The following is a 21,422-nucleotide window of genomic DNA, read 5'->3' as shown; positions in this document are numbered from 1 at the left end:
AAAAAAAAAAGAACATAACACAAGAAAAAATAATAGAATGGTACATGAATACGGTACTATCATCAGGTCAACCGAATTCAATATTTTCTTTTGCGAAAGAAAATAACTTTGAAGAAGCAGAATTTTATAAACACTTTTCAAGCTTTGAAAGCTTAGAAAAAGCTGTTTTTGGAATTTTTGCTAAAGAAACCATTCATTTACTACACAAAACAGAAGCTTATAAAGACTATTCATCGAAAGATAAACTACTGAGCTTTTATTTTACCTTTTTTGAATTGTTGACAGTAAACAGGTCGTATGTGTTGGCACAGTTAAAAAGAATAAAAACAGATTTTTCGAAATTAAAAGTGCTGCAAGAACTGCGTACCGAGTTTATTCATTTTGTAAATGAAATAAGCCTTGAAAAAATTGATTTTAAAAATGATAAAATCAACAAAATTCAAGATAAAACTATTGCAGAAGGGTATTGGATGCAGCTATTGCTCATTCTAAGATTTTGGGTAGAAGACGAATCGCCAAACTTTGAGAAAACGGATCTTTTTATAGAAAAATCAGTCAAAGCAAGTTTTGATATTCAACAAATAGCACCTGTAAAAAGTGTGATTGATTTAGCGAAATTTTTGTGGAAAGAAAAATCACCAATGACATGAAAACCTTAAACAAAATACCTACGTCAAAAATAGAACGAGCTACTAAGTTAGTTTCAACAGGAGTGAAAGTTGGTGTAAATTATGCTAAATACTACGGAAATAAAATCACCAAATCAGAAGAAGAAGCAAAAAAACAGCTCAATGAAGATAATGCTGCTGATATTTACGATGGATTAAAAGAACTAAAAGGGTCAGCATTAAAAGTAGCACAAATGCTAAGCATGGAAAAAAATATTTTGCCCAATGCTTACGTAGAAAAGTTTTCATTATCACAGTTTTCAGTTCCGCCATTGTCAGGACCTTTAGTGACAAAAACGTTTAAAAAATACTTCAACAAAACACCAAACGAAGTTTTTGATACGTTTACAGCAGAATCAGTAAATGCAGCAAGTATAGGACAAGTTCATAAAGCCACTAAAGATGGAAAAGAACTAGCTGTAAAAATTCAATATCCTGGAGTTGCTGATAGTATTTCGACCGATTTGGCAATGGTTAAACCTATTGCGATGAAAATGTTTAACATTAAAGGAGAAGGTTCAGATGAATATTTTAAAGAAGTTGAAGAAAAGCTTTTGGAAGAAACTAATTACGAATTAGAACTTGCGCAGAGTAATGAAATTGCTGATGCCTGTAAACATATTCCGAACTTAAAATTTCCAAGCTACTATCCAGACTTGTCATCAGATAGAATTTTAACGATGGATTGGATGGATGGAGTTCATCTGTCAGAATTTACTAAAAATGAGCAGCCTGAAGACGTTGCAAATAAACTAGGACAAGCTTTGTGGAACTTTTACATGTATCAAATGCACAAGCTAAAAAAGGTACATGCAGATCCGCATCCAGGGAATTTTTTAGTGTCTAAATCAAATGAATTGATTGTTATCGATTTTGGATGTATGAAAGAAGTTCCTGAAAGTTTTTATGTGCCTTATTTCGAACTAGCAAAAAGAGAAAATATAGATAATCCAGCTTTTTTTGAAAGTAAACTCTATGAGTTAGAAATCTTGAGAAAAGATGATACACCAGAAGAAATAACCTTTTTTAAAGCATTGTTTTATGAAATGTTATCACTCTTTACACAACCTTTTCAGCAAGAAGAGTTTGATTTTTCAGATGAGGAGTTCTTCGGGAAAATAGCAGATTTAGGTCAGAAATATGCCAAGAGTACCGAGCTTAAAAAGATGAACGGAAATAGAGGGTCAAAACACTTCATTTACATTAATCGAACATTTTTTGGTTTATATAACCTAATGCACGATTTAAAAGCAAACAAGGTAAAAATCAATAATTTTAATACGATATAATGCATATTACACGTCAGCAAATAGACGAGTTTCCTCATCTGTATAAAATAAACTTGATGAACAGTATTTCTGGTTATAAACCAGCAAACCTTATTGCAACAAAATCAACTGATAATATAACCAATGTTGCAGTTTTTAGTTCGGTGGTGCATTATGGTTCAAGTCCAGCAATTTTAGGGTTTGTATTACGTCCTACAACCGTTGTTAGAAATACGTATAACAATATAAAAGAAACAGGGTATTATACTATTAATGCTATTAATGAAGTAATGATTGAGGAGGCACATCATACTTCTGCTAAATACCCGTCAGAGATTTCAGAATTTGATAAAACAACATTGTCAGAAGAGTTTAAGAATGGTTTTTATGCTCCTTTTGTTGCGGAATCACCCTTACAAATAGGAATGAAGTTTTTAGAAGAGCATTATATAAAAGTTAATGGAACTATTTTAGTGTTAGGAGAAGTTACTGATTTGTATTTTAAGGACTCTATGTTGTCAGAAGATGGTTTTTTAAACTTATCAAAAGAAAAAGTAGCTGCAATTAATGGGTTGGATACCTATATGGTAGCAGAGAATTATAAAAGACTGTCTTATCAAAGACCAAAATAATAATGAGGATTCTAATCACAGGAACAACGGGTTATATAGGAAAACGATTAATTGTTAGGTTACTAGAAAGTAATCACAAGTTAGTTTGTTGTGTTCGTGATTTAGATAGAATACCAGATGAGTTTGAAAACAATCCGAATGTTACTTTTATAAAAGTTGATTTTTTAAATATAGAAAATACAAGTTTTCCTAAAGATATCGATGCAGCGTATTATTTAATACATTCGATGGCTACGACATCAGAAAACTTTGAAAACTTAGAGTTAACCTGTGCAGAAAACTTTAAAAGTTTGATAGAGCCTACCAACTGTAAACAAGTTGTATACTTGAGCGGAATTGTAAATGATAATTCATTATCTAAACATTTGCAGTCAAGATACGAAGTAGAAAAAAAGCTACAATCAAACAGTTATGCATTAACAACCTTTAGAGCAGGAATTATTGTAGGAAGCGGAAGTGCTTCTTTTGAAATTATAAGAGATATCGTAGAAAAACTTCCAGTAATGGTAACTCCTAAATGGTTAAAAACGAAAACACAACCTATTGCGGTTAGAGACGTATTAGCTTTTTTAGAAAATAGTTTACAGGTTAAAGAAACACACAATAAATCTTTTGATATCTGCGGTCCTGAAATATTAACCTATAAAGAAATGTTATTGCAGTTTGCTGAGGTAAGAGGTTTTAAAAGATATATTTACACACTCCCAGTTTTAACACCAAAGCTGTCTTCCTATTGGTTATATTTTGTAACATCAACCTCTTTTAATCTGGCGCAAGCCTTAGTGGATAGTATGAAGGTTGAAGTAATAGCAAAACCAAGTAGCATTAATACGTTACTTAATGTAGCGCCAATAACCTATAAAGAAGCGGTAGCATTAGCTTTTCAAAAAATAGAACAAAACGAAGTAATTTCTAGTTGGAAAGATGCTATGAGTAGTGGTGTTTTTCACGACCAATTAGCAAAACATATACAAATACCTCAATACGGCTGTTTTAAAGATGTGAGAGTTAGAGAAGTACAAAATGAAACAAAGACACTACATAAAATTTGGAGTATAGGAGGACAAACAGGATGGTATAAGTTCAATTTTCTTTGGAAGATAAGAGGATATGTAGATAAACTTTTTGGAGGTGTAGGATTAAGAAGAGGAAGAAGAGATCCGACTGAGTTAGAGCCAGGAGATGCGCTTGACTTTTGGCGTGTATTATTAGCGGATAAAGATAATAAACGTTTATTGCTCTTTGCAGAAATGAAACTGCCTGGAGAGGCATGGTTAGAGTATGTTATTAAAGACGGCTTACTTTATCAAAAAGCAGTATTCAGACCTAAAGGAATATGGGGTAGAGTTTATTGGTTTGCTGTTTTACCGTTTCATGGACTTATATTTAAGCAACTCATTAATTTTTTGTCAAAATAATTTGTTTAAAATTGAAAAAACAGCACTTACCAACCAAAATTTGTAAAGTTTGTGGGCTTTCTTTTTCATGGAGGAAGAAATGGGAAGCTAGTTGGAGTGAAGTAAAATACTGTAGTAAAAAATGCAGGAAAAACAAAAACAAGAATGCACCTTAATTTGGTTTAGAAACGATTTAAGAGTTCGTGATAACAAACTGTTAAAAGAAGCAATAGCGACTAAACGTTATTTGGTGGCTTTTTATGCGTTTGATCCTGTGTTTTTTAAACGTCAATATTCTTTTGAGAGAACAGGGAAATTCCGTCTTCGTTTTTTAATTGAAACATTAAAAGAATTAAAAGAGAGTTTAGCTAAATATAATATACCTTTTTATGTAGGGTTAAAAAAAACAGAAACAGTTGTTAGTGAGATTCAAAACGATTTCTTAATTACTACCCTAGTTTATCAAGAAGATGAAACTAGTGATGAAAAAGACATAGAAAAGAGAGTAAGAAAAGTAGTTGGTAGTAAGGTAAAAAAGATAAGGGTAACAAATCAATATTTGTATGAGCCACATCAAATAGATACGTTATTTAACAAAAAATACCCGTTGTCTTTTTTATCTTTTAGAAATAAAGTTGAAAAAAAATTAGATATAGACACAGAGTTAAATTATCATTTACCCTATCAGGATATATATTCTCAGGTATTTTTTGAAATACCAAACTGTTCTCGTGCAGAAAAAGTTTTAGGAAATTCTTTTCCTTTTAAAGGAGGAGAAAAGCAAGCGTTAGTAAGGTTGAAAAGTTATTTTTTTGAAACAAAAAAAGTGATTGACTACAAGAAAACAAGAAATAATTTATTAGGAATAAATTGTAGTACAAAATTTTCACCTTGGTTATCTAATGGATCTATTAGTGTAAAAACAATTTATAAAGAACTAAAGAGATTTGAAGACGAATATGAGGCAAATTCATCAACATATTGGGTGTATTTTGAGTTGTTATGGAGAGAGTTCTTTAAACATGCAGTTCGTTATCACAAAAATAACTTCTTCAAATTAGGGGGGGTTCAGAAAAAAACGATACTAAGTATTCATGATAATAAGGTGATAAAAAATTGGGTTTTAGGTAATACTACATCTGATTTTGTAAACGCTAATATGATAGAGTTAAGAAAAACAGGTTGGATGAGTAATAGAGGAAGGCAAAACGTAGCATCTTATTTTGTACATAACTTACAGCAAGATTGGAGGATTGGGGCAGCCTACTTTGAATCTTTGTTAGTAGATTATGATCCGCACAGTAATTATGGTAACTGGATGTATATAGCAGGAGTAGGAAATAGTTCTGAGAGTAAAAAGTTTGATATAGAATGGCAAGCTAATACATATGATAAGTATGGGGAATTTAGAGCTAAATGGATTGATAAGTAATGGATGTAATACTTAGAGTGCTTTTAGGTGATCAGTTAAACGAATCTCATAGCTGGTTTAAGCAAAAAAACAAAAAAGTAGTGTATGCTATGTTTGAAATGAAGCAAGAAACGGAGTATGTAAAACATCATATACAAAAAGTTGTAGGGTTTTTCTTAGCAATGAGGAGTTTTGCTAAAAAACTAGAAGAGAAAGGTCACGCAGTAGAGTATTTTAAAATATCAGATTCGCATAACACGCACAATCTTATAAAAAATATTAAAGTATTACAAAAAAAATACTCAATTACAAAAATTGAATACCAGTTGCCTGACGAGTTTCGTTTAGATGTGCAATTTAAAAATGAACTCAAGAACTTACAGATACCAATTAAATCGTATGATACAGAACATTTTTACACTACAAGGAATGAGTTAAAAGAGTTTTTTGAAGGTAGAAAGAAAACAGTTATGGAAGATTTTTATCGCTATATGAGGAAAAAGCATAAGATACTTGTAGAAAATAATGAACCAGTTGGCGGTAAATGGAATTATGATGCATCTAACAGAAAAAAATGGAATCAAGATGAATTAGTTCCTTTGCCTTATGAGACTAATATTGACTGTAAAGCATTATTAAAAGAGCTTAATGAAGCAGAAGTGGTTACATTTGGAGAAGAAACATTAACTTTTACTTATCCAATAAATAGAGAACAAGCAATAAAGCAACTAGATTTTTTTTGTGACAACTTGTTAGAGTTTTTTGGAGATTATCAAGATGCAATGCATTCATCACAAGATTTTCTGTTTCATTCTCGATTATCATTTGCTCTTAATTTAAAATTAATAACCCCGAGAGAAGTTGTAGAGAAGGTTGTTGATGTGTTTCATAAAAAACCTTCAATAGTCCTTTCTCAGGCAGAGGGCTTTATTCGTCAAGTATTAGGATGGAGAGAGTATATGAGAGGTATTTATTGGCAATTAGGAGAAGATTTTAAAAAAAAGAGAATTTTTTTAATAATAAAGTTTCATTACCAGATTTTTTTTGGACAGGAAAAACAAAAATGAATTGTGTGAAGCAATCGTTAAAAAACTCGTTAAATAATGCATACGCGCATCATATACAGCGTCTTATGATTTTAGGTAACCTAGCGTTATTGTTAGAGGTTCATCCAGATGAGGTAGATGCTTGGTATTTAGGAGTATATATAGATGCTGTAGAGTGGGTGCAATTACCAAATACAAGAGGGATGAGTCAGTACGCGGATGGAGGGATAGTGGCCACAAAACCTTATGTATCTAGCGCAAGTTATATTAATAAAATGAGTAATTATTGCAAAGAATGCTTTTATAATTACAAAACAAAAACAGAAGAAGATTCGTGTCCGTATAATACTTTGTATTGGGAGTTTCTTTATAAAAATAAAGAGAAGTTGAAAAATAACCACCGAATGCGTATGATGTATACTTTATTGCAAAAAATGGAAATATCAAAAGACTTCTCAGAAATTCTAGAAAAAGCAAAAACAATTAAGCAAAAAATTAATAGCTATTAATTTTTTGTTTAATTATTTCTTTTATTAGTTAAACAAAAATTGTATTTTTGATTCAAAGCGCACATTGAATTGAAAATAACAGGAGAAATAGCAGTAGTTTGGTTTAAAAGAGATCTTCGGTTGCAGGATAACGAGGCTGTTTTTAATGCAATAACTTCAGGTAAGAAAATATTATTTGTTTATATTTTTGAAGAAAGCATTATACAAGACGAACATTATTCTAAAAGACATTGGGATTTTGTTAAAGAATCTATACGAGATATAAACCAAGAGTTGTTGCTGTATAATACACAGGTTTTAACAATAAACTCAGAGGCACTTTCTTTTTTTAGGTATTTAATCTCGGTGTCAAATGTTACTAATGTCTACTCTCATATAGAAACAGGTATTCTTGCAACTTATAATAGAGATAAAACCTTTAAAAGGTTTTGTAAGAATAATGTAATAGAATGGAAAGAAAATATTCATAATGGAGTATTTAGGGGGCGAGAAAACAGAGAAGGTTGGAAAGAGGATTGGGAAAACTACATGAAATCAAGTCAGATAATATTTGATTCAACAAATGTTTCTTTTGTAACAATAACAGAAATAAAAGAAATAGCAAAAAACTTGACAATTGTAAATTTAGATACAGAAGAAGAAAAGCTATTTCAAAAAGGAGGACGAGCTACGGCTCTTAAGTATTTACATAGTTTTTTTAACAAAAGGTATGAGGGGTATGCAAAAAATATTTCAAAACCAACAGAAGCAAGGGAGAGCTGTAGCAGGCTGTCACCTTATATTGCTTGGGGGAATATCTCAGTAAGAGAGGTGTATCAGTTAGCAATAAGTATTCGTTCTAGTTCAAGAAATAAAAGAGCAATAGATGCTTTCATTTCAAGACTTAAATGGCAGGCACATTTCATCCAGAAATTCGAAATGGAATGTATAATGGAACAAGAAAGTATCAATAAAGGGTTTCATAAGTTAAAGAAAAATATTATTAAAAAATACATATATGCATGGAGAAACGGAAAAACAGGTATTCCATTTATTGATGCGTGTATGCGTTGTTTAATTCATACAGGATATTTGAATTTTAGAATGCGAGCTATGTTAGTGTCTTTTTTTACACATAATCTTTGGCAACCATGGCAAGAAGCATCAAAATATTTATCAAAATTATTTTTAGATTTTGAACCAGGAATTCACTTTCCTCAGTTGCAAATGCAGGCAGGAGAAACTGGAATTAATACGATTAGAATTTATAACCCAGTAAAAAATGGTTTAGAGCACGATCCTGAAGCAGTTTTTATTTCAAAATGGATACCAGAACTTAAAGAATTACCATTAGCGTTTAAGCACGAACCATACAAAATGACAGCTTTAGAACAAAAAATGTATGGGTTTACTCTTGGTAATGATTACCCAAAACCAATAGTAGATATAGGTGTAACTAGAAAAAATGCCTCAGATACTATTTGGAAAATGCGTAAAGATCCAGAGGTGATAAAAGAAAGCTATAGAATTTTAAACAAACATGTAGTTAAATAAAAAAATGTTATTTGATATAACATACAATAATAAAGAAAGTGTATTAAAAATCAATGAATTAGTAGGTGAACCTATGTCTTTTTTACAATCTTTAAAAATTAAAGGAGTTGGTTCAAGTAGAATGATTGTTGAAGGAGTAAGTGAAAGCTTTAAAAGTATTTTAACAACAATTAGCGATTTAAATTATGGAAGTATAGAAATACGTCCTAAAGGGATTATAGTTTACATAACTAATAAATTACAACGCTTTTGCTGGGTAATACCTTTTTATAAAATAGTGGTTTTTAATCATGAATTCTTTAGTATTCATTCCGATAACCACTTTATTAGGTTTAGAAAAGATAATAAATATAATCAGAATAAAAAATTTATAAAAAAAATGATGGATTTGAAAATGACATCAACACAAAGTTATTTTTTATGACATTAAGAGAGATAGATAGAGTTATTGAAATGGCTTGGGAAGATCGAACAACTTTTGACGCTATAAAACTTCAATTTGACTTAAAAGAACAAGAAGTAATTAATTTAATGCGAAGAGAATTAAAACCATCAAGTTTTAAATTATGGAGGAAAAGAGTACAGGGTAGAAGAACAAAACATCAAGCAAAAAGAATATTTAATAAAGGAAGGTTTAAATGTACCAGACAAAGAAGTATAAGTAATAATAAAATAGCAAAACGATAAATGAAGCAAGCAAAGGTGGCTATTACGAGAAAAGAACATTTTAATGCAGCCCACAGGTTGCATAATACGAAATGGTCTGAAGCAAAAAACAAAGAAGTTTTTGGCAAATGTAATAATCCAAATTTTCATGGCCATAATTATGAGTTAGAAGTAACTATTGTAGGAGAAGTAGATGAAAACACAGGATATGTAATTGATACAAAAGTTTTATCTAACCATATACAAAAAGAAATAATAGATTGTTTAGATCATAAAAACTTAAATAAAGAAGTAGAAGAATTTAAAACACTCAATCCAACAGTAGAAAATATAGCAATTGTAATTTATAACAAACTAAGGTTAGTGATAAATAATCATTTAGAAATTAAAATAAAACTTTATGAAACACCTAGAAACTTTGTTGAATACCCCTGTTAGCGATAATATAAAGAACTTATCGGTTGAAGAAATTGGAGATGATCATATTTATACAGGAATTGAAACGCCTATGGTAGAAGATGCTTTTTTAATTTCTGATGAGGAAAAAAAAGAAAAAATAGCACAATTATTTTCAGAAATAATGCAAACTATTGGGCTTGATTTAAATAATGACTCTCTTAAAGGTACTCCACAAAGAGTAGCTAAAATGTATATAGATGAAATTTTTTCAGGTTTAAATCCAGCCAATAAGCCTAAAATAGCATTGTTTGAAAATAGGTACCAATATAACCAAATGTTGGTAGAAAAAGACATACAGTTTTATTCTAATTGCGAACATCATTTTGTACCAATAATGGGAAAAGCACATGTGGCTTATGTTTCATCAGGAAAAGTTATAGGCTTGTCAAAATTAAACAGAATTGTTCAGTTTTATGCTAAAAGACCCCAAGTACAAGAACGCTTAACTAATCAAATAGCCAGAGATTTACAAGAGATATTACAAACAGAAGACGTAGCTGTAATTATAGATGCAAAGCATTTATGTGTTTCTTCTAGAGGAGTTAAAGATGATTCGTCATCAACAGTTACCTGTTTTTATGGAGGCATTTTTAATACCTCAGAAAAAATTGTTGAACTTCAAAATTATTTAAAATGAGTACAATAAACTTACTTCAAGAAGCTTTAGAATTTGAGAAAAATTACAAATCTTTTAAAACAAGAAATGAAAAAATTTTAGCATCAAGGAAAGCGAAAGAAATTATTTTATCAATTAATGAAGTGTATAAAAAGAGTAAAGATAAACAGTTGATGGATGTTATGAAACGCATAACAACTATTAAACAAAAAGTAGAAAAACGATTAAAAGGACGATTATGAAAACAATTGTTGTAGTTGGTGGTAGTAGTGGTATTGGTAAGGCGATAATAACCAAATTAAAACACACACATAAAATAATTAACATTAGTAGAACAGCACCGTCTAATATTGACAATATAAAACATTACGCATGCGATGTTACCAAAGAGGAGCTTCCAGAATTAGAAGAAGTTCACGGATTAGTTTATTGTCCTGGTAGTATCAATCTAAAATCCTTTTCAAGATTAAAATTAGAAGACTTTCAATCCGATTTAGATATCAACGTTCTTGGAGCAATTAAAACTTTAAAAGCTTACGAAAGCTCGTTAGCAAAAAATAACGGAAGCGTTGTGCTATTTAGTACGGTAGCTTCGTTTTTAGGAATGCCTTTTCATGCAAGCATAGCAACTAGTAAATCAGCAGTAGAAGGGTTAACCAAATCGTTGGCAGCAGAATACGCTACGAAAGTTAGATTCAATGCAATTGCTCCTACGGTTACTGATACACCTTTAGCAGCTCGCTTATTACGAAATGAAAAACAACAAGAGAGTATGCAGAACAGACACCCATTAAAAAAATACCTAAAAGCAGAAGAAGTAGCTAGTTTAGCTACCTATTTACTGTCTGACGAAGCATCAGCAATTACTGGACAAGTAATTCCAGTAGATGCAGGAATTGTAAGTGTAAAAATTTAAAAAGTTAATAATGAAATGGCTTTTAATTTTAAGTTTTCTTATGTGTTTAAATGATGAAATTATAATTTTTGATAAAGATAATAACACTCAAAATTGGTATGTTGTTAATGATACTGTGATGGGAGGAATTTCTACATCAGCTGTAAAAATTAATGATAAGGGAAACTTAATCTTTTCGGGGAAAGTATCTACTGAAAATAATGGTGGATTTTCGATGACGAGAATGCCAATAGCCATAGGTTTAAACAAACAACATTCAAAAATTGTATTAAAAGTAAAAGGAGATGGTAAACAATATCAACTACGATTAAAATCAAATGAGTCTCAACGTTACTCATACGTACAAGTATTTAGAACAAATACACAAGAACAAGAAATTACCTTACCATTAACAGGATTTTATCCTACCTTTAGGGGTAGAAAGTTAAATTTTGGTAATTTCTCTGATAACCAAATAGAAGAGGTAGCAATTTTAATAGGAAATAAAAAGGACGAAAACTTTTCGTTAGAAATCATAAAAATAGCAATTCAATAAAATGAACACAGTAAAAATATTTTTAATTATGGCATTGTTTAGTTTTTCAGGCAAAGCACAAACAGCGGAGCCTAAAGAATCGTTGTACGATATAAAAATTGAAGGAATCGATGGAGGAAATTTAGACCTTAGTCAATTTAAAGGAAAGAAAATATTGTTTGTAAATGTAGCTTCAAAATGTGGTTTTACAAATCAGTATGAAGGTTTACAAGAACTGTACTCAAAACATAAGGATAAATTAGTAATAATAGGATTGCCATGTAATCAATTTGGAGGCCAAGAACCAGGAACAATAAAAGAAATTCAATCGTTTTGTAGTGTAACCTATGGAGTAGATTTTCCTATGACAGAAAAAATTGAGGTTAAAGGAGAAAATCAACACCCGTTGTACCAATGGTTAACACAAAAAGAGAAAAACGGAAAAATGAGTTCTTCAGTAAAATGGAATTTTCAAAAATATTTGGTAGATGAAGAAGGAAGGTTAGTTGATGTTTTTTATTCAATCACCAAGCCAATGAGCAAGAAAATTACCAAACTATTGTAATGATTCATTTCAAAAAACATTCAGGAATTTATACTTTATCAACAGAGCAAATTTTAAATGTTCCGTTACAGCAAGCGTGGGACTTTTTCAGTTCTCCAGGAAATTTGCAAAAAATAACCCCTTCACATATGGGGTTTCAAATTACTTCAGAGGTTGATAAAAAAGCCTATGCAGGACAAATAATTACCTACAAAGTAGGAATTTTACCAGGTATTAAGTCTAGTTGGGTTACCGAAATTACACAAGTAAAAGAACAACAATTTTTTATAGATGAACAGCGATTTGGTCCTTATAGCATGTGGCATCACGAACACTGGTTTGAAGAGCTGCCAAATGGAAAAACATTGATGAAAGATAAAATATCATACAAAATACCTTTTGGTTTTTTAGGACACATAGCCCAGTCAATCTTTATAAAAAGGCAGTTAAAAGGAATTTTTGAACATCGTTATCGTACGTTAGAAAAACTATTTAATGGAAAATAAAGTATCGATTTTTTGGTTTCGTCGAGATTTACGTTTAGAAGATAATAATGGGTTGCATGAAGCGCTACAATCAGGTAATAAAGTAGTTCCGTTATTTATTTTTGATGAAGATATTTTAGAAAGCCTTCCTAAAAATGATGCTCGAGTAACTTTTATTTACGAAACCTTGCAAAACTTAGATGAAGAGCTGAAAAAGCATCAATCTTCTCTGGTAGTTAAAAAAGGAAAACCATTAGCAATTTGTAAAAAACTAACTGAAGAATTTATAATTGAAGCAGTTTACACAAATAAAGATTACGAACCTTATGCTATTAAAAGAGATAAGGAAGTAGAAGACTTTTTAGTATCAAAAGGAATAATATTTAATGCTTTTAAAGATCAAGTAATTTTTGAAGAAAACGAAGTTGTAAAGAATGATGGAACTCCGTATACAGTTTTTACTCCGTATAAGAATAAATGGTTACAAAACTTCTCAGAAAAGAAAGATACACAAGAGTTTACCATAAATTTTACTAACTTCTATCAATTCTCTTTTGAGTTTCCGTCCTTAGCTTCCATAGGTTTTAAAGAAAGTACGATTAAAGTAAAACCATACAACCTATCTAGTTTGGATTCGTATGATGAGGTGAGAGACTTTCCCTCGCAAGATAAAACCTCGTATTTATCACCTTATTTACGTTTTGGGTTGGTTAGTACACGAAAAATGATTCGTTTTGCGTTAAAAACCAATCAAACTTTTTTAAGTGAGTTAATTTGGCGTGAGTTTTTTATGCAAACTTTATATCATTTCCCGAAAGTAGTTACTGAGAATTTTCGAGAAAAATATAATGCTGTTCCTTGGAGAAATAACGAAGAAGAATTTAAAAAATGGTGTGAAGGTAAAACTGGGTACCCTATGGTTGATGCGGGCATGCGAGAGTTGAATGAAACTGGATACATGCATAACAGAGTTCGTATGATAACTGCAGGTTTTTTATGTAAGCATTTACTCATCGATTGGCGCTGGGGAGAAGCGTACTTTGCAGAAAAACTATTGGATTATGATCTTTCGGCAAATAACGGAAATTGGCAATGGGCAGCAGGTACAGGTTGCGATGCAGCTCCGTATTTTAGAGTTTTCAATCCAGCAGAACAACTCAAAAAGTTTGATAAAGATTTACACTATGTTAGAAAATGGGTGAAAGACTTCGATGAACTCACCTATCCACAACCTATGGTAGAGCATAAGTTTGCAAGAGAGCGAGCAATTGACACCTATAAGAAAGCGTTACAATAAAAAAAGGTTCAGAATTTTCTGAACCTTTTTTAGTATATATTAAGCGATATAGTCTTTTGCTCTTTCTAATGCTTTTGGAATTCCTCCAGGGTTTTTTCCACCTGCAGTTGCAAAGAAATTTTGTCCACCACCACCGCCGTGGATTAGTTTTCCTAATTCTCTAACGACTTTACCAGCATCATAGCCTTTTTCATTAGCTAAGTCTTTAGAAATATAGCAAGTTAACATAGCCTTTTCAGCAGAAGGAGCAGTAGCAAATACCACAAATAAATTGTTTATTTCTCCTCCTAATTCAAATAGTAAATCTTTAATGCTATTTGGATCTAAATCTACTTTTGTAGCTAAAAACTGAACTCCATTTACTTCTTGTAATTGGTTTTTAAGGTCGCCCTTCATGTTTTTAGCTTTGTCTTTTAGTAACTGTTCAATTTGCTTTTTTAAAGCTGCGTTTTCATCTTGTAAACTACTAACTGATTTGGTTACATCTTTAGGGTTCTTTAATAACTGTTTTACAGCATCGTAATTACGCTCAACATCTTCAAAATAATCACCAACAGCAACATTTGTAATTGCTTCAATACGGCGAATACCAGCAGCAACAGCACCTTCCGATTTTATTTTGAAGTACCAAATATCACCAGTTTGTTGTACGTGCGTACCTCCACATAATTCCATTGATTGCCCAAAACGAATGGTACGAACACTGTCTCCATACTTTTCACCAAATAAGGCTACAGCACCTTCGTCAATAGCTTGTTGCATTGGTACGTTTCTTTTTTCTTCTAAAGGAAGATTTTCACGAATACGAGCATTTACAAACTCTTCAATAGTTTCTAATTGATCGTTGTCAACTTTAGAAAAATGAGAAAAATCGAAACGTAAATAATTAGGGTTTACTAACGAACCTTTTTGCTCTACATGTTCTCCTAAAATAGTACGTAAAGCTTGGTGTAATAAGTGAGTAGCCGAATGGTTACTAGCAGCTAAATTTCTATGTTCCTTATTTACAACAGCCTTAAAAGTTTCGTTTAAGTTTTTAGGTAAATTCTTTGCAAAATGAATGATAACATTATTCTCTTTTTTGGTGTCAAGCACATAAATAATATCACCATTAGGAGATTCAATATATCCTTTGTCACCAACTTGTCCACCACCTTCTGGATAAAAAGGAGTCATGTTAAACACTAATTGGTATTGGTCTCCGTCTTTCTTTGTGGTAACTTTTCTGTAGCGCGTTAATTTTACATTGGCACTTAACAGGTCATATCCGATGAATTCTTCAACATCATCTTCAATTAAAACAACCCAATCACCAGTTTCACTTGCAGAAGCAGCGCGAGAACGCTCTTTTTGAGCTTTCATACCAGCATTAAATTCCTCTTCATTAATTTCATACCCTTTTTCACGAGCAATTAACTGCGTTAAATCAAGAGGGAATCCGTAAGTATCATATAATTCAAAAGCACGTTTACCAGAAACTACTTTTCCGTTGGTTGTTTCAATAACTTGGTCTAGTAATAATAAACCTTGATCTAAGGTGCGTAAGAAAGAAGTTTCTTCTTCCTTAATTACATTACTAACTAAATTACTTTGTTTTCTAATTTCAGGGAAAGCATCTCCCATTTGGTGAGCCAATGTTTCAGCTAACTTATAAATAAAAGGTTCTTTTTTGTTTAAGAAAGTAAATGCGTAACGAACCGCTCGACGTAAAATACGACGAATTACATATCCTGCTCCGTTATTACTTGGTAATTGCCCATCTGCAATGGCAAAAGCTACAGCACGAACGTGATCGGCAATAACACGAATAGCAATGTCTACTTTTTCGTCTTTACCGTAATCTGCACCTGTAATTGTTTCAATTTCTCTGATTAATGGAGTGAAAAATAAACGCTCAAATCCCATTCCTGTATCAATATGTTTTGCAGGAAGTTCAACTAACGAACCATCAGCTTTGCGATTGTATTGCATGAAAACTAAGTTCCAGATTTCAACAACCTGAGGGTGATCTTCGTTTACTAACGATTTTCCATCAATTTTTGCTTTTTCTTCTGCAGAGCGAATATCTACATGGATTTCTGAACATGGGCCACAAGGACCTTGATCTCCCATCTCCCAGAAGTTATCTTTTTTATTACCCATTAAGATACGATCTTCAGAAATGTATTGTTTCCAAATGTCATATGCTTCTTGGTCCATTTTTGTACCGTCTTTCTCATCTCCTTCAAAAACGGTTACATATAAAATGTCTTTATCTATTTTGTAAACTTCGGTTAACAATTCCCAAGCCCAAGCAATAGCTTCTTTTTTAAAGTAATCGCCAAAACTCCAGTTACCTAACATTTCAAACATGGTGTGGTGGTAGGTATCGTAACCAACTTCTTCTAAATCGTTATGCTTACCAGAAACACGTAAACATTTTTGAGAGTCGGCAATTCTATTGTTTTTTGGAGTGGCGTTTCCTAAGAAGTACTCTTTAAACGGTGCCATACCAGAGTTGGTAAACATTAAAGTAGGATCGTTCTTTAACACCATAGGCGCAGAAGGAACAATGTCGTGTTGTTTTGATTTAAAAAATTCTAAAAATTTAGCTCTAATATCTTGAGATTTCATACAACTCTTAGTATCTGGGTTTTGTTAAAATATTTCTAAAAAACTACTCGAAAAAAGAAGTTTTAAAAGATTTTGTAAATTTGTGAGTTTCCAAATTGTACATCCCCTTAAGGATGCTTAATTTAAAAAGCACAAAAATAGTACATTTAGCATTATGGCAAAAGTAAAATATTATTACGATCCAGAGACTTTATCCTATCGAAAGATAGAAGTAAAAAGAAGCGAAAAGTATAAAAAAACGTTTTTAGGGTTATTAAGTGTTTTATTAATTGCTTTTTTTGGTTTTATAGGATTTAGTCAGTTTTTAATGTCTCCTAAAGAACGTACCCAAAAAAGAGAGTTAGAAAATTTAAAACTTCACTATGAGTTACTTTCTAAAAAAATGGAAGAAAGCTCAGAAATTTTGTCAGAATTACAAGATAGAGATAATAATATTTATAGAACGTATTTTGAAGCAAACCCCATACCGGAAGAGCAGCGAAAAGCTGGTTTTGGTGGTGTAAATAGATATAGACATTTAGATGGTTTTGATAACAGTTCAATGATTAAAAAAGCAACCAAAGAGCTAGATATTTTATCAAAACAAATGGTTGTACAATCAAAATCGTTAGATGAGATTGTAGAGTTAGCAAAAGCTAAAGAAAAAATGTTAGCTTCTATACCAGCAATTCAGCCAGTAAAGAATGAAGATCTAACTCGAATGGCATCCGGGTATGGTATGCGTTTACACCCTATTTTAAAATCGTGGCGTATGCATAATGGTATGGATTTTACTGCGCCTACAGGTACCCCAATTTTTGCGTCAGGAAATGGAGTTATTAAGAAAGCCCATAGAAGTTCAACTTTTGGAAAAGTGGTATATATTGATCATGGCTATGGTTATGAAACTATTTATGCACACATGAATAAGATTATAGCCAAAAAAGGACAAAAAGTAAAACGCGGCGATTTAATAGGATATGTTGGTAATACAGGGCGTTCAGCAGCACCTCACTTACATTACGAAGTACATAAAAATGGTAGACCGGTAAACCCGATTTATTATTACTACGGAGATTTAACACCTGAAGAATTTGTAGCTATGCAAAAAGCTTCGCAACAAAAAGGTCAATCATACGACTAATTTTATAGAAGCTGTGAAAAATGCACATAGACTTACCAGATAAACGATATTATAAAATAGGAGAAGTAGCCAAAGCTTTTGGAGTAAACAGTTCCTTAATTCGATTTTGGGATAAAGAGTTTGAAATTATCAATCCTAAAAAGAATGCGAAAGGAGATCGCTTATTTACAAAAGAAGATGTGAACAATTTTAAGATTATTTATAATCTTGTAAAAGAAAGAGGTTTTACCTTAGATGGAGCAAAACAAAAGCTAAAGAAAAATCCTACGAAAGTCGTAAGCAATCAGGAAATTATTAGTAGATTAGAAGCAGTGAAAGCTGAATTAATAAAAATTAAAAATCAATTATAAAAAATCAAAAATTATGAAAAAATGGTTAGTGCCTTTAATTGTTATTGGAGTTCTAGTATTTGGTATTTACTCATGGGCAAAAGGATTTTATAACACAGGAGTTACCTATCAAGAAGATGCCAAAACAACTTGGTCTAATGTAGAAAGTTCTTATCAAAGAAGAAACGATTTAATAGGTAACTTAGTAAAAACAGTTCAAGGAGCAGCCGATTTTGAAAAGAGTACTTTAACAGAGGTTATCAATGCAAGAGCAAAAGCAACTTCTGTAAATATAAATGCAGGTGATTTAACGCCAGAAAAAATGGCACAATTTCAACAAGCTCAAGCTGGATTACAGGGAGCTTTCGATAAGTTAATGGTTGTTGTAGAACGTTATCCAGAACTAAAAGCAAACCAAAACTTCTTAGAATTACAAAGTCAGTTAGAAGGTACAGAAAATCGTATCAACGTAGCTCGTGATCGATATAATGAAGCTGTAAATATTTATAACAAGCATATTAAAATGTTTCCTGGAAATTTATTAGCAGGAATGTTTAATTTAACAGAAATGGCACGTTATAAAGCAGATCCAGGGTCAGAAAAAGCACCAAACGTAGATTTCGATTTTAAAAACTAATGTATGTCTAACGTAGAAGATTTTCTTACATCTAAAGAAGAGGAAGAAATTGTTCTAGCTATACAAAAAGCTGAACGAAATACTTCTGGTGAAATTCGTGTACATATAGAGAAAACTACTGCCATTTCTCATTATGATAGAGCACTAGAAGTATTTCAAATACGCTTAAAATGTTTAATACACAACAACGAAACGGAGTGTTACTTTACATAGCTGTTGACGATCATAAATTTGTAATTTATGGAGATGAAGGTATTAACAATGTTGTTTCAGAAAACTTTTGGGAAACAACCAAAGAAGCTATCCAAAATCAGTTTAAACAAGGGAATTTTAAACAGGGTATTATAGATGGTGTGCTAAAAGCAGGAAAAGAATTACAAGCTCACTTTCCATGGACTACAGATGATGAGAATGAGCTAAGCAATGAAATATCAAAAGGCTAAAACCTTCATTGAAGGAAGAAATATGATAAACAATATAACGTCATTATATAAAAGAACAAACAAGTTACAGAAGGTAAAAGTTGTTCTTTTTTTTATTGCAATTTTATGTGGACAAACTCTTTTTTCACAAGGTTTTCAAATTCCTGAAAAGCCAAAATTCCAAACGAGTGTTTACGACTATATCAATTTATTATCTCCAAGTCAAAAAGCAAGTTTAGAAAATAAACTTATTAAATATTCAGATACTACTTCAACACAAGTGGTGGTAGCAATTATTAATTCTACTGAAGGGGAGAATATAGGGTATTTAGCAACTAATTGGGCACATGAATGGGGAATTGGACAAGAAAAAGAGGATAATGGAGTGTTTGTGTTACTTGCTCAAAATGATCGAAAAATAACGATTAGAACAGGTTACGGAACCGAACACTTACTTACCGATTATGTTTCTCGTCAAATTATAGAATATGACATAATTCCTTACTTTAAAAAAGGAGATTATTACGCAGGATTAGATAGCGGAGTAGAAGCCATTTTTAAAGTAATGAGCGGTGAGTATAAAGGTAGTAGAAAACAAACCAAAGGAAGTGGTGGTTTTGGATTTATTGTTTTTATAATTATTCTCATAGTATTTTTTATTATTATTTCTAGCGGAAATAGGGGGAATCGCGGTGGAGGAAGAAATTATAGAAAAACAGATTCTGTTAGAGATTTACTAGATATCATTATTTTAAGCAACGCAGGAAGAGGCGGTTTTGGTGGTGGAAGCTTTGGTGGTGGAAGCTTTGGAGGTGGATCGTCTGGAGGTTTCGGTGGCGGTGGCTTCGGAGGAGGCTTTGGCGGCGGTGGTTTCGGTGGTGGTGGTGCCACAGGAGGTTGGTAATTTGTACATGAAAAAGCTCAGTATATTTTTCTTTTTATTTATTCTTTTAGGTTGTCAAAACTATGGACAGCTTAAAGTTGTCACGAATTTACCTAAGTTACTTGATGAGGTTTCTGGAATTGAAAAGGAAGCTAATTCAGATAAAGTTTGGATGATAAATGATAGTGGTAACAAATCAGAATTATACAAAGTAACTTCTGAAGGTAAAATTGAAAAAACGATATCAATAAACGCTAAAAATTACGACTGGGAAGATTTAACTTCTGATGATAAAGGAAACTTATATATTGCAGACTTCGGAAATAATGATAATAAAAGAAAGAATTTAGTAATTCTAAAAATCAAGAAAGAAGACTTGTTAAAAGGAGACAATATAGAGGTAGAAAAAATACAATTTTCATACCCTAATCAAACTAAGTTTCCGCCAAAAAAGAAAGACCGTTTTTTTGATGCAGAATCCTTAATCTACAAAGACGGATTTCTATATATTTTTACAAAGAGTAGAGTAAAAGATCAATATGGAAAAACAACTTTATATAAAGTTCCTGCCACAACGGGAGAACATATAGCAACATACATTTCTGATTATACTAATTGCAGCGATGCTCATTGTGTAATAACTGCATCAGCTATTTCTTCAGATAAAAATAAGGTAGCTTTGTTAACACATCAATCGGTTTTAATATTCACAAATTTTAAGGGAGACGACTTTTTTAGTGGAGATGTAAAAGAATATATATTCAATCATATATCTCAAAAAGAAGGAGTTGATTTTAAGGATGATACAACGCTTTATATAACTGATGAAGCGGACAAAATTGGAAGTAGTAAATTGTATGAGTATGTATTAAAGGACTAAAAAATCAGTTACCAATGTATTTATATTGATAACTGAGAGAATTAGGGGAATCATCAACACCTAGTTAGGGTGTTTATACGTAATCTATCTGTCTAGAATATCCTGCATTTATAGCCAATAATATACTATCTTGACGGTTAAAGTTAAAAGGAATAACAGAGCTTAAAGGCTCTTCAAGCTTCTCTTCTATTGTTTGTTTAGAAAGTATCAATGCGTGCTCTACCAATTTATGATATTCGGTTATAAAGTATTTTTTAGGTAAGTTTTCAAACTTAGCAACATCAAAATCATAAAATTTGGTTCTTGTAACAGCTTTGTATTCTTGGTCGTTATGTATAAATAAATAGGTAAGATCAACGTGAATAGTAGTGTTAGCACCACTGGGATCGTCTGGCCAATTATAAATTAAAAGATAAGCCCCATCAATACTAACTTTTGGTTTAGAAATTTCCTCAATCTTTTCAAAACTCGTTAAATTACAAGATCCTGTTTTAATAACTTCTTCTATAGTTTCAACTGTACTCATTATTAATAATTTAATTTTTTAGTCAAATATCTTAGAAATTTGGGGCTG

The 21,422-nt window shown here is 31.6% G+C and carries 26 protein-coding genes and 1 pseudogene; 25 read left to right on the top strand and 2 right to left on the bottom strand.

The genetic code is table 11. The features are described 5' to 3' along the window. Positions 1 to 44: 44 nt before the first annotated feature. From OU788_RS00415 to OU788_RS00330, 19 genes are all read left to right on the top strand, one after another. Positions 45 to 650, top strand: coding sequence for a TetR family transcriptional regulator C-terminal domain-containing protein (locus OU788_RS00415; RefSeq protein WP_274633316.1), 606 nt, complete (start codon positions 45 to 47; stop codon positions 648 to 650). Beyond that, positions 647 to 1,957 (top strand): ABC1 kinase family protein, encoded by a 1,311-nt coding sequence (locus OU788_RS00410; protein ID WP_274633315.1) that lies wholly within the window; start codon positions 647 to 649, stop codon positions 1,955 to 1,957. The genes OU788_RS00415 and OU788_RS00410 overlap by 4 nt, the downstream gene beginning before the upstream one ends. Positions 1,958 to 2,013: 56 nt before the next feature. Then, positions 2,014 to 2,568 (top strand): flavin reductase family protein, encoded by a 555-nt coding sequence (locus tag OU788_RS00405; RefSeq protein ID WP_231128376.1) that lies wholly within the window; start codon positions 2,014 to 2,016, stop codon positions 2,566 to 2,568. Positions 2,569 to 2,570: 2 nt separating this feature from the next. Beyond that, positions 2,571 to 3,986: an SDR family oxidoreductase gene (locus tag OU788_RS00400; protein ID WP_274633314.1), complete on the top strand. Its 1,416-nt coding sequence runs from the start codon at positions 2,571 to 2,573 to the stop codon at positions 3,984 to 3,986. Positions 3,987 to 3,997: 11 nt separating this feature from the next. Further along, on the top strand, positions 3,998 to 4,141 hold the full coding sequence (locus tag OU788_RS00395; protein ID WP_073182036.1) for a DUF2256 domain-containing protein: 144 nt from the start codon (positions 3,998 to 4,000) through the stop codon (positions 4,139 to 4,141). Further along, complete coding sequence (locus tag OU788_RS00390) at positions 4,108 to 5,397, top strand: DASH family cryptochrome (protein WP_274633313.1); 1,290 nt, start codon at positions 4,108 to 4,110, stop codon at positions 5,395 to 5,397. The genes OU788_RS00395 and OU788_RS00390 overlap by 34 nt, the downstream gene beginning before the upstream one ends. After that, the gene (locus OU788_RS00385; RefSeq protein ID WP_342454895.1) at positions 5,397 to 6,443 is read left to right on the top strand and encodes a cryptochrome/photolyase family protein; all 1,047 of its coding nucleotides are present in this window, start codon (positions 5,397 to 5,399) and stop codon (positions 6,441 to 6,443) included. Before OU788_RS00390 ends, OU788_RS00385 begins: the two co-directional genes overlap by 1 nt. Positions 6,444 to 6,448: 5 nt before the next feature. Continuing rightward, a complete protein-coding gene (locus tag OU788_RS12895) occupies positions 6,449 to 6,931 on the top strand; it encodes a hypothetical protein (RefSeq protein WP_342454894.1) in 483 nt (160 codons plus the stop codon). Between the two features lie 69 nt (positions 6,932 to 7,000). After that, the gene (locus tag OU788_RS00380) at positions 7,001 to 8,464 is read left to right on the top strand and encodes a cryptochrome/deoxyribodipyrimidine photo-lyase family protein (protein WP_274633312.1); all 1,464 of its coding nucleotides are present in this window, start codon (positions 7,001 to 7,003) and stop codon (positions 8,462 to 8,464) included. Between the two features lie 4 nt (positions 8,465 to 8,468). After that, the gene (locus OU788_RS00375; protein WP_073182028.1) at positions 8,469 to 8,888 is read left to right on the top strand and encodes a hypothetical protein; all 420 of its coding nucleotides are present in this window, start codon (positions 8,469 to 8,471) and stop codon (positions 8,886 to 8,888) included. Next, complete coding sequence (locus OU788_RS00370) at positions 8,885 to 9,151, top strand: TIGR03643 family protein (protein WP_047790028.1); 267 nt, start codon at positions 8,885 to 8,887, stop codon at positions 9,149 to 9,151. The genes OU788_RS00375 and OU788_RS00370 overlap by 4 nt, the downstream gene beginning before the upstream one ends. Further along, positions 9,152 to 9,568, top strand: coding sequence for a 6-pyruvoyl trahydropterin synthase family protein (locus OU788_RS00365; protein ID WP_047790029.1), 417 nt, complete (start codon positions 9,152 to 9,154; stop codon positions 9,566 to 9,568). Further along, positions 9,531 to 10,226 (top strand): GTP cyclohydrolase I FolE, encoded by a 696-nt coding sequence (folE, locus tag OU788_RS00360; protein ID WP_274633311.1) that lies wholly within the window; start codon positions 9,531 to 9,533, stop codon positions 10,224 to 10,226. Before OU788_RS00365 ends, folE begins: the two co-directional genes overlap by 38 nt. A gap of 5 nt (positions 10,227 to 10,231) precedes the next feature. After that, entirely contained in the window at positions 10,232 to 10,447 is a 216-nt protein-coding gene (locus tag OU788_RS00355) for a hypothetical protein (RefSeq protein ID WP_274633380.1), read from the top strand. After that, positions 10,444 to 11,121, top strand: a complete 678-nt coding sequence (locus OU788_RS00350; protein ID WP_274633310.1) for an SDR family NAD(P)-dependent oxidoreductase — start codon at positions 10,444 to 10,446, stop codon at positions 11,119 to 11,121. Before OU788_RS00355 ends, OU788_RS00350 begins: the two co-directional genes overlap by 4 nt. Positions 11,122 to 11,131: 10 nt before the next feature. Continuing rightward, positions 11,132 to 11,656, top strand: a complete 525-nt coding sequence (locus tag OU788_RS00345) for a CIA30 family protein (protein ID WP_274633309.1) — start codon at positions 11,132 to 11,134, stop codon at positions 11,654 to 11,656. Between the two features lies 1 nt (position 11,657). Next, positions 11,658 to 12,200: a glutathione peroxidase gene (locus OU788_RS00340; RefSeq protein ID WP_446751469.1), complete on the top strand. Its 543-nt coding sequence runs from the start codon at positions 11,658 to 11,660 to the stop codon at positions 12,198 to 12,200. Then, on the top strand, positions 12,200 to 12,685 hold the full coding sequence (locus OU788_RS00335) for an SRPBCC family protein (protein ID WP_274633308.1): 486 nt from the start codon (positions 12,200 to 12,202) through the stop codon (positions 12,683 to 12,685). Before OU788_RS00340 ends, OU788_RS00335 begins: the two co-directional genes overlap by 1 nt. Next, positions 12,675 to 13,961: a cryptochrome/photolyase family protein gene (locus OU788_RS00330; RefSeq protein WP_274633307.1), complete on the top strand. Its 1,287-nt coding sequence runs from the start codon at positions 12,675 to 12,677 to the stop codon at positions 13,959 to 13,961. The genes OU788_RS00335 and OU788_RS00330 overlap by 11 nt, the downstream gene beginning before the upstream one ends. Positions 13,962 to 14,000: 39 nt before the next feature. On the opposite strand, the gene alaS is transcribed toward OU788_RS00330, so the two are convergent. Beyond that, positions 14,001 to 16,574, bottom strand: coding sequence for an alanine--tRNA ligase (gene alaS / locus OU788_RS00325; RefSeq protein WP_274633306.1), 2,574 nt, complete (start codon positions 16,572 to 16,574; stop codon positions 14,001 to 14,003). A 154-nt stretch (positions 16,575 to 16,728) separates the two neighbouring features. Here alaS and OU788_RS00320 point away from each other — a divergent pair, with 154 nt between their 5' ends. The 6 genes and pseudogenes from OU788_RS00320 (at position 16,729) to OU788_RS00295 (ending at position 20,848) form a co-directional block, all read left to right on the top strand. After that, entirely contained in the window at positions 16,729 to 17,697 is a 969-nt protein-coding gene (locus OU788_RS00320) for a M23 family metallopeptidase (protein ID WP_274633305.1), read from the top strand. A gap of 20 nt (positions 17,698 to 17,717) precedes the next feature. Next, positions 17,718 to 18,047, top strand: a complete 330-nt coding sequence (locus OU788_RS00315) for a MerR family transcriptional regulator (RefSeq protein WP_028892328.1) — start codon at positions 17,718 to 17,720, stop codon at positions 18,045 to 18,047. Positions 18,048 to 18,060: 13 nt separating this feature from the next. After that, positions 18,061 to 18,663 carry a LemA family protein gene (locus OU788_RS00310; RefSeq protein WP_274633304.1) on the top strand — a complete coding sequence of 201 codons (603 nt, stop codon included), beginning with the start codon at positions 18,061 to 18,063 and terminating at the stop codon, positions 18,661 to 18,663. Positions 18,664 to 18,666: 3 nt separating this feature from the next. Next, positions 18,667 to 19,106: pseudogene (locus OU788_RS00305) on the top strand (TPM domain-containing protein). Then, entirely contained in the window at positions 19,087 to 19,989 is a 903-nt protein-coding gene (locus OU788_RS00300) for a TPM domain-containing protein (RefSeq protein WP_274633303.1), read from the top strand. The pseudogene OU788_RS00305 and the gene OU788_RS00300 overlap by 20 nt, the downstream one beginning before the upstream one ends. After that, complete coding sequence (locus tag OU788_RS00295; protein WP_274633302.1) at positions 19,883 to 20,848, top strand: hypothetical protein; 966 nt, start codon at positions 19,883 to 19,885, stop codon at positions 20,846 to 20,848. Before OU788_RS00300 ends, OU788_RS00295 begins: the two co-directional genes overlap by 107 nt. Before the next feature lie 73 nt (positions 20,849 to 20,921). On the opposite strand, the gene OU788_RS00290 is transcribed toward OU788_RS00295, so the two are convergent. Beyond that, entirely contained in the window at positions 20,922 to 21,374 is a 453-nt protein-coding gene (locus OU788_RS00290) for a hypothetical protein (RefSeq protein WP_274633301.1), read from the bottom strand. Positions 21,375 to 21,422: the final 48 nt, after the last annotated feature.

Origin of the sequence: Tenacibaculum sp. L6 (assembly GCF_028823685.1) — a bacterium.
Lineage (GTDB): Bacteria > Bacteroidota > Bacteroidia > Flavobacteriales > Flavobacteriaceae > Polaribacter.
Note: the sequence above shows the minus strand (reverse complement) of the source record. Positions and strands in the feature narration are given on the sequence as shown.

What these genes read in the sequence shown, in the direction of transcription:
- OU788_RS00415 (WP_274633316.1), top strand. Translation starts at nt 45, where the DNA reads ATGAATACGGTACTATCATCAGGTCAACCGAATTCAATATTTTCTTTT.
- OU788_RS00410 (WP_274633315.1), top strand. Translation starts at nt 647, where the DNA reads ATGAAAACCTTAAACAAAATACCTACGTCAAAAATAGAACGAGCTACT.
- OU788_RS00405 (WP_231128376.1), top strand. Translation starts at nt 2,014, where the DNA reads ATGAACAGTATTTCTGGTTATAAACCAGCAAACCTTATTGCAACAAAA.
- OU788_RS00400 (WP_274633314.1), top strand. Translation starts at nt 2,571, where the DNA reads ATGAGGATTCTAATCACAGGAACAACGGGTTATATAGGAAAACGATTA.
- OU788_RS00390 (WP_274633313.1), top strand. Translation starts at nt 4,108, where the DNA reads ATGCAGGAAAAACAAAAACAAGAATGCACCTTAATTTGGTTTAGAAAC.
- OU788_RS00385 (WP_342454895.1), top strand. Translation starts at nt 5,397, where the DNA reads ATGGATGTAATACTTAGAGTGCTTTTAGGTGATCAGTTAAACGAATCT.
- OU788_RS00375 (WP_073182028.1), top strand. Translation starts at nt 8,469, where the DNA reads ATGTTATTTGATATAACATACAATAATAAAGAAAGTGTATTAAAAATC.
- OU788_RS00370 (WP_047790028.1), top strand. Translation starts at nt 8,885, where the DNA reads ATGACATTAAGAGAGATAGATAGAGTTATTGAAATGGCTTGGGAAGAT.
- OU788_RS00365 (WP_047790029.1), top strand. Translation starts at nt 9,152, where the DNA reads ATGAAGCAAGCAAAGGTGGCTATTACGAGAAAAGAACATTTTAATGCA.
- folE (WP_274633311.1), top strand. Translation starts at nt 9,531, where the DNA reads ATGAAACACCTAGAAACTTTGTTGAATACCCCTGTTAGCGATAATATA.
- OU788_RS00350 (WP_274633310.1), top strand. Translation starts at nt 10,444, where the DNA reads ATGAAAACAATTGTTGTAGTTGGTGGTAGTAGTGGTATTGGTAAGGCG.
- OU788_RS00345 (WP_274633309.1), top strand. Translation starts at nt 11,132, where the DNA reads ATGAAATGGCTTTTAATTTTAAGTTTTCTTATGTGTTTAAATGATGAA.
- OU788_RS00340 (WP_446751469.1), top strand. Translation starts at nt 11,658, where the DNA reads ATGAACACAGTAAAAATATTTTTAATTATGGCATTGTTTAGTTTTTCA.
- OU788_RS00335 (WP_274633308.1), top strand. Translation starts at nt 12,200, where the DNA reads ATGATTCATTTCAAAAAACATTCAGGAATTTATACTTTATCAACAGAG.
- OU788_RS00330 (WP_274633307.1), top strand. Translation starts at nt 12,675, where the DNA reads ATGGAAAATAAAGTATCGATTTTTTGGTTTCGTCGAGATTTACGTTTA.
- alaS (WP_274633306.1), bottom strand. Translation starts at nt 16,574, where the DNA reads ATGAAATCTCAAGATATTAGAGCTAAATTTTTAGAATTTTTTAAATCA.
- OU788_RS00320 (WP_274633305.1), top strand. Translation starts at nt 16,729, where the DNA reads ATGGCAAAAGTAAAATATTATTACGATCCAGAGACTTTATCCTATCGA.
- OU788_RS00315 (WP_028892328.1), top strand. Translation starts at nt 17,718, where the DNA reads ATGCACATAGACTTACCAGATAAACGATATTATAAAATAGGAGAAGTA.
- OU788_RS00310 (WP_274633304.1), top strand. Translation starts at nt 18,061, where the DNA reads ATGAAAAAATGGTTAGTGCCTTTAATTGTTATTGGAGTTCTAGTATTT.
- OU788_RS00300 (WP_274633303.1), top strand. Translation starts at nt 19,087, where the DNA reads ATGAAATATCAAAAGGCTAAAACCTTCATTGAAGGAAGAAATATGATA.
- OU788_RS00290 (WP_274633301.1), bottom strand. Translation starts at nt 21,374, where the DNA reads ATGAGTACAGTTGAAACTATAGAAGAAGTTATTAAAACAGGATCTTGT.